The organism is Hymenobacter sp. J193 (genome assembly GCF_024700075.1).
Taxonomy (GTDB): domain Bacteria; phylum Bacteroidota; class Bacteroidia; order Cytophagales; family Hymenobacteraceae; genus Hymenobacter.
The window spans coordinates 41,378-54,220 of record NZ_JAJONE010000007.1 but is presented as its reverse complement, the minus strand read 5'-3'; the positions used below and the strand labels follow the sequence as shown (position 1 = coordinate 54,220).

Here is a 12,843-nt window from a genome sequence, read left to right as displayed (position 1 = left end):
GAGCTGCGCGAGCTAAAAAAGCCCGCCTTTAGTCAGAGGCTGCCAGCAACTGCTGCACTTCGTAGTCGTAGTATCCGCCGCGCATAGCTTCGAGCAGCGCCTGATTTTGCGCCTGCCACGGCGCGTGTTGGCGCATCAGATTAAGGATATGAAAGGCCCCCTGCCGGGGATGCCAGTCGCCTTGCTCGTTGATGAAGGCCACCAGCGCTGTGCGCAGACGGTCGAGCAAGCTGGGGTGCAGGGTCATCAGGGCGCTATTCACCAGGGTCGCGTCTTCGATATTGCGCACCTCCAGCAAAGGATAGTAAAACCGCTGGCCGGCTTCCAGGGCCTCCAGTACGGCGGAGTTTTCCAGTCCGTAGAGAAAGTCGGTGGCGAATTCCTGAAAGGAGGGGAAATAGGCGGTGGCCGCAACCTGGGTGAAAGTCAGCTCTGGTCGTTGGCTGGCGCTGTGGCCGGCGTACCAGTACGTAAGCAGGCTGTGCGCCCAGTTGCGCGCCCGTAGCGAAGCCGCACTATCCCAGCGCAGGCGGCGCAAAAAGGCGTGCAGGGGCTGAATGGCCAGACCCGCGTGGGCATCAAGCTGGTGATGAGCCAAGGTTTGCAGTCCGCGCCAGCACCCTTCCGGTGCCGTGGCAAACGTATCGGGGATAAAGCTCAGCGGCAAAGTATCCGACTGAATGAGCATAGTCAGCACCGGTAGCTGGGAGGGGTCGAACAGGTTGAGGGCCACCAGCTCGCTGCATACGGCTCCCTGCTCCATTGGCAGGAGCGCCGAGGCTTGCAGCAGCTTGGCCGCAAATGCCGGCTCGGGCTGCTCGCGTAACAGCTCTACTGCCTCATCGGGGCGCAAGTCGAGCAGCAGCAGCTCCCGCATAGGCTTTACGGTATGGGCGTACACCTGATAGCGGCCCGCCATAGCGGCCTTGAAGTAGGCGCGCAAATCGGGGCGCGGGCGCTGCTGATGGGTTAGCACGCGCAGGATCTGCTCGGCTTCGTCGGCTGTAAACTCGGGTAGTAGGGCGGCCAGCTCAAAATCAACTCCCAGCTTGCTGAGCGTGAGAGCGGCCGCAAACCGACGACGGGGTACGCGCAGGGCCGCCAGCAGGGGCTCGGGCGCGAAGGAAGCCAGGGCGGCCGCAAATGCCAAGTCGGTTTCTTCGGAAGCCAGGGCCGCCAGGGGAACGGGCTGGCTTGTTCCGCTGCCGCGGGCTTTAAGCAGGGCCAGATGCGTGGCGGCCTCTACGCCATAGGGGCCCAGAGCAGCCTCTCGCAGCGTCGTCTCAACTTCGCGCTGCCCGAATACCCCACCTGCTTCTGCAAAGCGCCAATGGCTTAGCGTAAGCGCGGCTTCAAGCCGCAGGGCGGGGTCGTCACCGCGCAATTGACGGATGGCAATTTCCATATCCTCGCCCAACCCCATGGCTACGTAGTCTGCGTCGCTGGCCTGCCAGCAGCGGATGCGCGCCAGGGCGGCCAGGGCCTGGCTGACCGGCAGCGGAGACCGGGTGCGGATTTCGAGCAGTCTTTCTTCCTCGGTGGTGCCACCAATTGGGGGCAATGTGAGGGCTTGCAGCTGCTCATCGGGCAGCGGCAGGCGGGGCAGCAGCACTTCTTCCCAGGTCCGCACCCAGCCGCGCTGCCGGGCAAAGCCTTCGGCGTACGCCATATCATCCAGGTGGCGCTCCACAACGTTGGCGTGGCGCTGGTAGAGGCGCGTGAAGTGCGTAACCTGTTCGGGGTCCATGGAAGCCAGCCGCTCAGGAATCACGAACTGGTCGCTGCCCAGGTGCTTAAGCCAGCGGGCGGCGCCGTAGTGCTCGTCGGGCACAAGCCCGGCCCCGCAGTGGCGGCAGTAGTTGCCGGCCGGCGTGAGCTTCACGCACCAGTGGCAGCGGCTTTCGTGCCGGACCACGGCCCCGCAGTGCCCGCACAAATCGCCGGGTTTCCAATCGGGCGGCTGCACCTGGCCGCAGGTTTCACAAGTAGCTCGCATCGGGCTGAACTGATGCTACACCTATATCCGGGCCCGGCGTACGCGGCCCCATAGCTCTTCTTTTTCTTCGCTGGTTGCCTCGGCCAGTCGGCGCGGGATGTCGTCTTTTGGTAGCCCGTCGCGGCGCAGCAGCAGGGCCAGGGGCAAGTCAGCGGTGCGCACGAACACGGCCCCGCAGCTGCGGCAGCGCTTGCCCGGCCCGCTCGAGCCGCACCAGAAGCACTGCTCAATGGGCTCGGCCTGGCGGCCGCAGTTCACGCACAGGTCTCCGGGCGTATAGTCCTTGGGCTGCTTGTGATTACAGTTGGCGCAAAACACCGCGTCGGAGGCATCCACTACAATAGTTGGGTTGGCCAGCGAAGCGGCCGGCCCAGTGGCTACCTCGCGGGCAGCAGGGGGCAGGGCCCATTCCAGCACGCGGGCAGCTACTTCCGGGTCCAGGTCGGGGAACAGCTCCAGCAAGGTGACGATGGTGCCAATTGCTTCAAAGTCAGCCCGGCTCATTACGCCCATACTGCCCAGGGCCGCCAGCTGCTCTTCCGACAAGCCTTTTGCCTTGAGGATATTGCGCTCCAGGAGCGAGAATTCAGTGGCCATAGGCTAGCGTAAAAAGGAAAGGAATTTGCCTTGCTTCTACGGTAGACGGTCATATAGTTGCTGTGGAGCTAAAATTTTACCGGAAAGGATAAGGAATCCGCGCGAAGCGGTTGATAATTCACCTGACTGGACCCGACCGTGCAAAAAAGGCCTTGGTGCCACACCTTGCTCGCTGGATAAGCAGCCCAAAAGTTTAAAATCAGCTTCTTGGTTTTCCTTTCCTGATCTTTTGCAGGGCACTCAGCCGGGCGTAGAGCTCGGCAATGCACCCCTCATCGAGCAGGCGCTTGGGCTTCTTCAGCTCGTCGGGGTTGGCCGTCCAGCTGGAGGTGAATAAACCGTTGGCGTCACGGGCATGCTCCCAGGCGTAGTTCAAATCCTGCTCAATGGCCCCGACATACTGGTAGTTGCCATCTTGGCGGTACAGGGCCTCGTAGCCGCGGAACAGCACGGTTACGAACCAGGGCAAGTCAATCTTGAGGGTGTGCGGCGCGGGGTGGGGCACCAGGCTGAAGTGGCGGTACGCGTCCTTGGCCAGCTGCTGGGCTTCGGTCAAGTAGTGCTTTTCGCCGGTGAGTTGGTAGAGCAGCACGCCGGCCTCAAGCATAGAGCCGGAGTTGTAGGTCCAGAACGTGCGGTTGACCTTGCCATCGAGCTTTTTGTCGTTGCTGTACACCCCGGTCGAGTCGCGCAGGTTCTGGTACATCCAGCCGTAGAGCTTGCGGCCCCAGTCCAGGTAGTAACGGTTCTTGCTGCCCTGGTAGATTTTCAGGGCCGCGAGCGTGGCCATGCCGTTGGTGCAGGCGGGCTTCTGGTCGTTGTGGCCTTCCAGCCAGGTCACGCCCCCGCCTGCATCCTCGTTCCAGCCACTGACGATGAACGTGAACACGCCCTGAGCTCGGCGCAGGTACACCGGGTTCTTGGTGTTGAAGTAGGCCTCCATGTAGTCGATGGCAACCAACCCATTGTCATCATAGTAGCGGTCCGATTTTTCAAACTGCACGGGGTAGGCCTGGTAGCCGGGCGGCGTGCGTAGCGTATCGCGGTACTTCTCCACGCCGGTCACCAGCGTGCTCAGGTAAGGCAGGTATTTCTTTCGACCTGCCGGGATTTTGAGCAAGGCATTCGTGGCCGAAAACATGCCCGAGAAGGGCCACAGAAAGCTCACCGCCTTTTCCTGAACCCCACCGCCCTGCATGTAGGTGAGCGTATCGGCCCGGTTCGAGGGGTAGTTTTCCGTGAACAGCCCCTTATGAGCCGGCACCTGGTAGCGCTGCCAGACCAAGGCGTACATGCTTTCCGCGCGCCGCTGGTACTCGGCCGCCCGGTGCTGTCCGGCTGCCTTGGGCACCAGGCCGGGCAAGAGCAGGAGTAAGCTGAGAGTGACCAGCCGAATGCGGTTCAAAAGCGGGTTCATAGCGAGGAGGAATAGAACGACACTAAGCCTACTGGGCCGAGGGCGGCGGTACCTTGGTGCCCCAGGCTTTGTTGGGCTGGCTGCCCATCACGAAGACCAGCTTGCCGCCCTGCATCAGCTCGTCGCGGTAGAGCCAGCAGTTGGCCAGCGGCTTGCCGTTGAACTGGGCCGACTGGATGTAGCAGTTGGTTTTGGAGGCCGCGGGCGCCTCAATCACCAACTTTTTCTGGCCAGCCAGGGCAATGGTGGCGCGGCGGAAAACCGGGCTGCTCAGCTGCACGATGGGTCGGGCATCGGTGAAGCCCTTCACGTCGAACAAGCCCAGGGCCGTAATGACGTACCAGGAACCGAGCTGGCCCTGGTCTTCGTCCTGCCCGTAGCCATAGCCGTGAATGGGCTCGGTGCCGTAGAATTCGTCGCAGATGCGCCGGGTCCACTTCTGCGTCAGCCAGGGCTGGCCCGAGAAGTTGAACAACCAACTGATGTGCAGGTTGGGCTGGTTGCCGTGGTTGTAAATCGACTTGATGCCGGCGAAAGCGTCGATTTCCTTGCCCCCGCCAAAGCCGTTTTTCTCGGAAACAGTAAAGATGCTGTCGAGCCGGCTGTTGAACCGCGTCTTGCCAATGGCGTCAATCAGCCCGGCCGGGTTCTGGGGCACGAAAAACGTGTACTGCAAGGCGTTGCCCTCCTGAAAGCCGCGCCAGGGCTCCGACGGGTCAAACTTTGGGGCAAACGAGCCGTCGGCCAGCTTGGGCTGCATGAGCTTGGTTTGCGGGTTATAAATCTGCTTCCAGCCGTTGGACAGCTTGAGCAGCTGGGCGTAGTCGGCCGGCTTGTTCAGGGCCTTGGCCATCTGGGCTGCGGCGAAGGCGCTGTAGCTGTATTCGAGCGTGTGCGAGTTGGCGAAATACGCGCCCGTCGAATCGGTTTTGAACCACTCGCCCTTGTACTCTTTGTACTCGTCGCGGAAGGGCACGTAGCCCCGCTCCACAAACGCCTTGTTGTCCATCTTGCCGGAGCCAAACGCACGGTTGCGCCAGTTCAGCTCGTTGGCCCGCACGGCCTGGTAGGCCAGGTTAACGTCGTAGTTGCGGATGCCCACCTGGTAAGCGGCGGCTACAGCCAGGCCAACCATGTTGGTGCCCACACCCGACACGTACTGGCTGTTGGCCAGGCCGTCGCCAAACCAGCCCCGGTCCTTGTACACCTGCAGCTGGGTGTTCACAAAGCTGCCGTACCACTCCGGGTAACTCAGGGCCCAGAGCTGGGTCAGGTTCCAGTAGCCGCCCCAAATGGCGTCGGTGTTGATGAACTCGGCCTTAGGCTGCCCGGCCGCTGGCTTGGGCAACTGGCCCACCTGGCCCGCGTGGCGGGGGTAGGCGCCGTTTACGTCGCTGGCAATGCCCCGCCCGAGCAAGGCGTGAAAGAGGCCGGTGTAGAACTTGGTCTTGCTGGCCTCGTCGGGGCCTTCCACCGCCAGCTTGCCCAGCTCCCGCCGCCAGGTGGCCTGGGCCTGGGCGCGGGCCTGGTCGAAGGAAAGCGTGGCGGCCTCGGCCTGCAGGTTGGCCTTGGCGTTGGCTGTCGAGGTATAGGAGAGGCCTACTTTTAGTTCTACCTTCTCATTTTTGGCCGTCTGGTAGTTCAGCACCAGCCCGGCGCCTTTGCCCTGGGCCGTCTGGGTATTGGGCTGCACCCCGGCTGCTGTGAAGGCACCCACACTAGCCGGGGCCCGGCTGATTTCGCCGAAGAAGTACATGTTCACCTTGCCCGCCGGGTCGTAGTTCTGTACGTACTTGGGGTAGGTACTCACGAAGCCCTCGAAGTGGGTAGCGTCGAGCATCCGGATGCTGGCATCGGTGACCTCGCTGCTTTCGCCCTGCTTGTTGCCGATGTCGAGCAGTATGTGCGCCTGCTCGCTCTGCGGGAAGGTGTAGCGGTGAAACCCAACGCGCTTGGTAGCCGTGAGCTCAGCCGTGATGTTGTAGTCGTCGAGCAGCACCTTGTAGTAGCCCGGCTCGGCCACTTGATTTTTCCGGTCGAAGCGGGAGCGGTAGCCCGTGGCCGGCCCATCCAGGTCGCCGGGCTTCACGCGCAGCTCGCCCGTGGTCGGCATAAAGCTCACGCCGCCTACCTGCCACTCGTGGAAATGCACGAAGCCCTCGATGGAGTTCTGGCGAGTATCGTAGCCCACGGCTTCCCAGCCCGAGGCGTTGCCGTAGTGCCCGTTGGTGGAAGGCGCCAGCTTGGCCATACCATAGGGCACGGCGGCCGGGGTATAGAAAAACCAGCGGCTATGAGCCGTGCCGATGTTGGGGTTGACGTAGCGAAGCACGTCCGAAGCTACCGCGCTGGTAGCCGGTGCCGCTTTGGCTTTTGGCGCGGCTTTGGAGGCACTCTGGGCTTGTGCAAGGCCGCCGTCTAGTAGGGCTGCCAGCAACAAAAGGCTGGCGGTGAAGGTGTTTTTCATCGTCTACAGATTACTGAGGCTGGTAGCTTAAAGCAGCTTGCGGGCTTGCAGGTCGGCCATGACCTCAAACATCATCACGCCGCTCATCTGGGTTGAGCCGTCCACGGTAGCGCCGGGCGGGCTGGTCCAGCTGGTATTGAAGAGGTACTGGGAACGGTTGGTCCCGCGCTGGTACAGGCTTTCACCGTTGAACTTGAGGAAGTTGACGTAGCTGGCGCGGGTGGCGGCGCTTACGGCGGGCTCCATAGCCAGCAAACTCAGGTAGCGCACCAGTATGCCCTTGAACAGGCCCCCGTCGCCGCCGCCCTCGTTCCCGACGACCCCACCCGGTGACATTTGGCTGTCGTTGAGCACGTAGCTGGCCGTGCGGTTGGCATCGTCGAGGTAGCCGGTCTGCTGGGTGGCGTGGTAGAGCTCCAGCCCGGCCCCGATGAAAACGCCCTGGGAGTAGCTGAAGTGGTACTTCTTGTTGCTGGTGCCCTCGTCGTTGATGCCGTCCCAGACCATGCCGTTGGCGTCTACCAGCGTCTTTTTTGCCACTCGTACATTTTCTTGGCCCAGGCCAGGTCGTCGGGGTTCTTATCGAGCTGATAGAGCCGGGCTGCCAGAATAATTGCGGGGGCCGTGGAAGGGGTGGTCTTGTAGCCCAGCTGGTCTTTTTCCAGGCAATGCCGCCGCCCTGCTGCTCGTTCCAGCCGGTTTTGAGGTCGGCCCAGAGCAACAGGGCAATTTCCTTGAAGGCCGGGTCCTGGGTTAGCTGGAAGGCGCGCAGGTTGGCCACGGCGTGCCAGGCCATGTCATCATACCAGTTGTTGAGCCAGGTGTTGCCGTTCTTGGCCTTGGCCCCCTGTTGCAGGTTCTTGATGCGGGTTAGAAATTCCGTTTTCTGGGTCCGCTCATAGGCGTCGAGCAGGATGTCGAGCCCGTGGGCCTGCCACCAGTAGTTGTAGTCGGGCTTGCCGAGGTTGTTCTGCCAGTAGTACTGGCCGGTGGGTGCCCAGTAGTACTGCTGCAGGGCGGCCTGGGCCGAGTCGGCGCGGGCCGCCCAGTTAGCCACTGCAGCAGCGGGCGGGGCTGGCTTGGGCGGGGCAATGGCGTCGTCGACGGGCTCGTTGCAGGCCGGCAGCAGCAAGCCGCCAAGTAGAGCGCAGACTGCCGTCCGGGAAATCAGGAAGGAGAGCATAGAACGGGAATTTGTGGTAAGGAGCAGTTGGCCTGGCGCACAGTACTCCAGGGGGCATTGCTGCAGGCCCTGGCGTGAAGCGGTGCTGAAAGGCCTCAGCGGAAACAAACCTTTAGACTGACGACAAATGCAAAGCCATAGCCGCCAGGAAAAGCGCGGGTATCATCTTTACCAGGCCTTATTGTGAAAATTATACTCGCTTAAGAAGGGTTTTCAGCTTCTTTATTTTACAAGCCACTGATTAACAGATTCATTAGTTTACCCTGTTTGGTCGTCATGACCACTGCCTCCATTCTCAGCAACAGCTTTGCCAATAGAGGCCAGGCCAGGCGCAGACGCCTAATGCTCTGCTGGATCAGGTTGCGCACGGACTGGGGTTGTAGCTCCATAATCGTGGTAATGCACTCGAAGGCAATGCCCTCAAAAAACCGTAGGTGGACGGCCTCCCGCTGGTGGTTGCTAAGCTGGGTCAGGGCCGCCAGCAGCTGGGCGTGCTGTTCGGCCGTAAGCGGCCGGGCATTCAGGAAGTCCTCCACCGTAAACGGCACGGCAACCTCCTGGGGAGAGGCCTTGGGTAGCTCGCCTTGGCGGCGCCGGGCTGTCAGCGCTGCGGTCACCTCGTTGCGCAGCGCCTTGAACAGGTAGGGCCGTATTTCCTCGACGGCTCCCAGCCTGGTCCGGCGCTGCCACAGGCGGTGGAACAGTGACTGCAAACAGTCTTTGACTACTTCCTGGTCATGGGCCAGCTGCATCCCGTAGCCGTAGAGCGAGTCGTAGTACGCCAAAAAAATGTGCTCGAAGGACCGTTGGCTTCCCGCCCGAAACTCATCCCACACGAAAGCATTTAGTTCGGGCATAGGTCGGGTTATAAAGCAACGGGAGTAGGAGGGGTAAACAGGCATTAAGCCAGCGGAAGGTTCAAGTGCAGCGGCCGGAAGCCAGAAACTGCCCGGACTGGACTTCTACTGCCAGGCGCGCTCAATCTCCTCCAGGGTGCGCTCCTTGGTTTCGGGCACGGCCCGCCACACAAACGCAAACGTGAGGGCCGATAGCACTGCGTAGAGCCCGAACGCCCCGCTCAGGCCCGCGGCTTTCACCAGGGACAGAAACGTAAACGAGATGAGCGTGCACGCCACCCACAGGGCCACCGTGGCCAGCGAGGCAGCCCGGCCGCGCACGGCGTTGGGGAAGATTTCGGTGATGACCACCCACACGCCCGGCCCCAGCCCCACAGCAAAGCAGGCCACGTACAGCATAATCAAGCCCAGCAGCCAGGGCCCTGAGGCGTGCAGCTGCAAGGCGACTACTAAGGCCCCCAACGACAAGGCCATACCGCCCGAAGCCAGCAGCAGCAGCGGCTTGCGCCCTATCCGGTCGATGACGAACAGCGCCACCACCGTACCGGCGAAGTTGATGCCCCCAATCAGGGCGTTGGCGCCGATGGCGGACGAGGCACTCTGCCCGCTGTGCTCGGTGAAGATGATGGAGCCGTAATAGAGGATGGTGTTGATGCCGGTGATTTGCTGCAGCACGGCCAGCACCACGGCAATGCGCAGCGGCCGGCGCAGGCGCGGCTGGCTAAGGCTGGCTTCCTCGCCGCGCTCGGCGGCCAGCGCGGCCTGAATCTCCTCGGCTTCGGCCGCCGCGGCCACCGGACCGTTGAGCCGGGTGAGGGTGTTGAGGGCTTCGGCCTCGCGGCCCCGGCCCAGGAGCCAGCGCGGGCTCTCGGGCACCAGCAGCAAGGTCAGCATAAATAGCAGCGAGGGCAGCGCGGCCGAGGCAAACATCCAGCGCCACGAGTCCAGCCCCAGGTCCGCCAGGTAGTAGCTGGCCACGTACGCCAGCAGAATGCCCGTCACAATGGCGAGCTGATTGAGTGTAACGAGCCGGCCCCGGATGCGGGCCGGGGCAATTTCGGCAATGTAGAGCGGCACCAGCAGCGAGGCCAAGCCGATGGCCAAACCACCCGCCAGCCGGGCCAGCACAAACTCGGTGAGCGTGCGCGGCACTGCGGCCGCCAGCGCCGAGAGGGTAAACAGCGCCGCCGCCGCAAACAGCAGCCGGCGCCGGCCGTAACGGTCCGTGAGCCAACCCGCCAACGCGGCCCCAATCACCGCCCCAAACAGGATGCTGCTGGCCGCCCATTCCGTTTCGGCGTCACTGAGGTTGAAGTCCTTCTTCAGAAAAATCAGAGCCCCGTTGATGATGGCCGTGTCGAAGCCAAACAGCAGGCCTCCCAAGGCCGCCACCGTCGCAATCAGGTACACGTAGCGCGGGCTGCCGCCTGGGGTGAGAGCAGTAGCGGTAGGCGAGCCAGCAGGTTCACGAAACAGCGGGCCGGGGGCGCGGAAAGAAGGCATGACGAGTGAAGGAATTAGAAGTGAAATGCGGCTGGCAGTAGCATCAAAGCCCGGGCGGCTCTCCTGAGGACGGTACTGCCTTTTTGCCTCAACCTGCCATTCCACCGAGTAGACCACCGGATGGCGGCGGTATGAATCCTGCTTTTAGGCCAGCAGCACCTCAATGCCGAGCTGCCGGAAAGGAGCCAGCTGCGCTTCGGTGGCGCCGGTGTCAGTGATGAGCTGGTGGACTTCGACGGTGGGGCAGATAAGGGAGGTAGCCACCACGCCGAGCTTGGTGTGGTCGGCCACCACGATGCGGCGCTTGGCCTGGCGCAGCATCACCTGAATCACGGCGGCTTCCTCGGGGTGCAGCGAGGTCAGGCCCCGTTCGGCATCAATGCCGTTGACGCCGATAAATACCTTATCGACATAAAACTGGCTTAGCGCCTGCGCCGTGGCGGGTCCTACGAGCGAAAACCAGCCGCCCGTCAGGAAGCCCCCTGTCACAAACACCCGCACGTCGCTGCGGTGGCTGAGCTCCATGGCCACGTTCACGGTGTTGGTGACGACGGTCACATTGGCGCCTGGCCGCAGGCTGCGCGTCACCTGGGTAGTGGTGGTACCAGCAGTCAGGGAAATGGTTTCGCCGGGCTGGATGAGGGCAGCGGCGGCAAGGCCGATGCGACGCTTCTCGGCCAGGTTGCGGTCTATCTGCTCATGAAAGCTCGAATCGTAGCGAAACGGCTCGTACAGCAGCGGCTCGACGGGCACGGCACCGCCGTGGGTGCGCCGCAGCCGTCCGCGCTGCTCCAGCTCCACTAAGTCGCGGCGCACCGTCGCCACCGATACGCCGAACAGGGCGGCCAGCTCATCCACGGCCACGGTACCCGTGTGCAGCAGCTTTTCGACGATAATCTGGGCGCGAGCCGCGGCGGGGTTTTCGGGCGTTACTAAGTCAGTCATCACGCGTTTTGATTAGGGGAAATTCTACTGGCGAAGGAGGCTAGGGCCGGGTGCGCACGTAGGCTTTCAGGGTAGCGCACTCAGTGCCCACTGCCGGGCCGTGGGGCCGGATGGTATAAGCGCCCACGGCCGCCGGCACAATAAACGTCTCGGCGTAGTGCACCACGAAGGGCTCGAATTCCCCACCGGGGCTTTCGACAATGGCTTCAATGCCCTGCACCAGGTTGAGCACGTTCACGCCGCCGTGGGTATCATGCGGCACGGTCCCCGTAAACCAGTGGCGGCGCGTTTCAATGAACTCTCGCTCGTGCAGGCCGGTGCGTTCCTCACGCCAGTCGGGGCCACTGGCCAAGGGGGTTACTTGGTTGACGAGATGCTGCGTTACCCAGCTCGTGGTGCGGTCCGGCTGAATGTTAGCCGCGCCGTGCGCCAGGTGGATGGGGCGGGGCAGGCCGTCGAGGCCCAGCCGCTCCCAGTCCCAGAGCTTGAAAGTGAAGATGTAGGGGGTGGCTGAAATTTCCAGCACCATGCCGCCCGCCCCGGAGCAGTGCACCGTGCCCGCCGGAATCAGGAAGTGGTCGTGGGCTCGGGCCGGAAACGCGTTGACGTACTGGCTGGCCGGAAAAGGAGCCTTCGGGTCGTCCTGGGCACGCTGCAAGTCCGCCAGCAAGGCTGGGAAATCAACGTTTTCCTTTAGCCCCAGGTAAACCACCGCTTCCGGCTCGGCAGCCAGCATGTAGTAGCTCTCGTCCTGGGTGTAGGCGAGGCCAAACTTGTCCTGTGCGTACTCGGTGAGCGGGTGGACCTGCAGCGAGAGGTTGCCGCCGCCCATGGTATCAAGAAAGTCGAAGCGGATGGGAAACTCCGTGCCGAAGCGCCCGTGCACGGCCTCGCCCAGCAACTCGCGCGGATGGGCAAACACAAGGTTGATGCTCGGAATTTCAACCCGCGCCTCACCGAAGCCGAGCAGCAGGCTGTTTTCCTCCGGCACGCAGTCAAAGCACCAGGCGTAGTTGGACGGGCCGTCGGGCAGGTCGCACACCTCGCGCATCCACTGCCCGCCCCAAGGGCCAGGGTCGAAGAACGGTACCACCCGAAACGGCCGCCGCACGGCCGCCGCCAGCCCGGCCCGTAAATCGGCTCCGCTGATGAGCTTGGGCACGGCCGGGTCGTTGGTATCGAGCAGGAAGTCGGCGCGGGGCAGCACCTGCTTTTTGAGCCGGTCGGCCGCCCGCCAGTCCACGAAAAATGCGCGCTTGTACTTGAGGCTAGCTTTTTCGCTGAAGTTGCTGCTGCCCAGGTTGGCAATTTCTCCGCGCCGCTGCCGCCGCTGGATTTCCCAGCGGGCCAGGTCGGCGTAAACCACCAGGGTGGGAGCGGGGCAGACGAGCGTGGCCCCGGTACCCACAACAACCACCAGCTGGTCAGCGGCCGTGGCCAATGCTTCCTGCGCGGCTTGGAGACGTTGGGGGTTGAAGAAATCGGCTACCGTGAGCCCGTTAAGTCGGCCAAAGACGGGGTCGTCGGTGAGCGGGGCGGCTACCATCCGGTCGATTTCGGCTGGGGAGTAATACAGGTCGTCAGCTACCAGGCATTGGGCCGGCTGCAGGGCCTGCGTCAGCTCGTGCAGCAGCTGCTTGAGGTCGGTGCCTGGGTAGCATTCCACGGCTAGCACGTGCGGTTGGTCGGTGGCTACTGGCAGGGCTTGTAGTGCGGCCCGCAACGCACTGGTGATGGCCGACCACCCCGTCTGGCAAGCATCGGCCCCTGCGGCTACCGGCACAAAGGGATACTTATCATAGTTGGAGGCGCGCATATGAGGGGTGCCGAAAGGCCGTGCTTAAGCGAGAAAAAGGGAAGTCTGTTGCTGTCAAGCGG

The 12,843-nt window shown here is 62.8% G+C and carries 10 protein-coding genes; all 10 read right to left on the bottom strand.

Features of this window, described 5'->3' with window-relative positions; all coding sequences use genetic code 11:
• Window positions 1-28: 28 nt before the first annotated feature.
• Window positions 29-1,966, bottom strand: coding sequence for a hypothetical protein (locus LRS06_RS24865; protein ID WP_257873922.1), 1,938 nt, complete (start codon window positions 1,964-1,966; stop codon window positions 29-31).
• 51 nt (window positions 1,967-2,017) lie between these two features.
• On the bottom strand, window positions 2,018-2,593 hold the full coding sequence (locus tag LRS06_RS24860) for a zinc ribbon domain-containing protein (protein WP_257873921.1): 576 nt from the start codon (window positions 2,591-2,593) through the stop codon (window positions 2,018-2,020).
• A gap of 199 nt (window positions 2,594-2,792) precedes the next feature.
• Window positions 2,793-4,010, bottom strand: a complete 1,218-nt coding sequence (locus tag LRS06_RS24855) for a glycoside hydrolase family 76 protein (protein ID WP_257873920.1) — start codon at window positions 4,008-4,010, stop codon at window positions 2,793-2,795.
• Between the two features lie 28 nt (window positions 4,011-4,038).
• The gene (locus tag LRS06_RS24850) at window positions 4,039-6,477 is read right to left on the bottom strand and encodes a GH92 family glycosyl hydrolase (RefSeq protein WP_257873919.1); all 2,439 of its coding nucleotides are present in this window, start codon (window positions 6,475-6,477) and stop codon (window positions 4,039-4,041) included.
• A 27-nt stretch (window positions 6,478-6,504) separates the two neighbouring features.
• On the bottom strand, window positions 6,505-7,017 hold the full coding sequence (locus tag LRS06_RS24845) for a glycoside hydrolase family 76 protein (protein WP_257873918.1): 513 nt from the start codon (window positions 7,015-7,017) through the stop codon (window positions 6,505-6,507).
• A complete protein-coding gene (locus LRS06_RS25710) occupies window positions 6,996-7,085 on the bottom strand; it encodes a hypothetical protein (protein WP_374679474.1) in 90 nt (29 codons plus the stop codon). The genes LRS06_RS24845 and LRS06_RS25710 overlap by 22 nt, the downstream gene beginning before the upstream one ends.
• A gap of 802 nt (window positions 7,086-7,887) precedes the next feature.
• Entirely contained in the window at window positions 7,888-8,517 is a 630-nt protein-coding gene (locus tag LRS06_RS24840; RefSeq protein ID WP_257873917.1) for an RNA polymerase sigma factor, read from the bottom strand.
• Window positions 8,518-8,622: 105 nt separating this feature from the next.
• Window positions 8,623-10,020, bottom strand: coding sequence for a sugar porter family MFS transporter (locus tag LRS06_RS24835; protein ID WP_257873916.1), 1,398 nt, complete (start codon window positions 10,018-10,020; stop codon window positions 8,623-8,625).
• 144 nt (window positions 10,021-10,164) lie between these two features.
• Complete coding sequence (locus LRS06_RS24830) at window positions 10,165-10,965, bottom strand: DeoR/GlpR family DNA-binding transcription regulator (protein ID WP_257873915.1); 801 nt, start codon at window positions 10,963-10,965, stop codon at window positions 10,165-10,167.
• 40 nt (window positions 10,966-11,005) lie between these two features.
• Window positions 11,006-12,781: a class I mannose-6-phosphate isomerase gene (locus tag LRS06_RS24825; RefSeq protein ID WP_257873914.1), complete on the bottom strand. Its 1,776-nt coding sequence runs from the start codon at window positions 12,779-12,781 to the stop codon at window positions 11,006-11,008.
• Between the last annotated feature and the right edge of the window lie 62 nt (window positions 12,782-12,843).

What these genes read in the sequence shown, in the direction of transcription:
- LRS06_RS24840 (WP_257873917.1), bottom strand. Translation starts at nt 8,517, where the DNA reads ATGCCCGAACTAAATGCTTTCGTGTGGGATGAGTTTCGGGCGGGAAGC.
- LRS06_RS24835 (WP_257873916.1), bottom strand. Translation starts at nt 10,020, where the DNA reads ATGCCTTCTTTCCGCGCCCCCGGCCCGCTGTTTCGTGAACCTGCTGGC.
- LRS06_RS24850 (WP_257873919.1), bottom strand. Translation starts at nt 6,477, where the DNA reads ATGAAAAACACCTTCACCGCCAGCCTTTTGTTGCTGGCAGCCCTACTA.
- LRS06_RS24855 (WP_257873920.1), bottom strand. Translation starts at nt 4,010, where the DNA reads ATGAACCCGCTTTTGAACCGCATTCGGCTGGTCACTCTCAGCTTACTC.
- LRS06_RS24830 (WP_257873915.1), bottom strand. Translation starts at nt 10,965, where the DNA reads ATGACTGACTTAGTAACGCCCGAAAACCCCGCCGCGGCTCGCGCCCAG.
- LRS06_RS24860 (WP_257873921.1), bottom strand. Translation starts at nt 2,593, where the DNA reads ATGGCCACTGAATTCTCGCTCCTGGAGCGCAATATCCTCAAGGCAAAA.
- LRS06_RS24825 (WP_257873914.1), bottom strand. Translation starts at nt 12,781, where the DNA reads ATGCGCGCCTCCAACTATGATAAGTATCCCTTTGTGCCGGTAGCCGCA.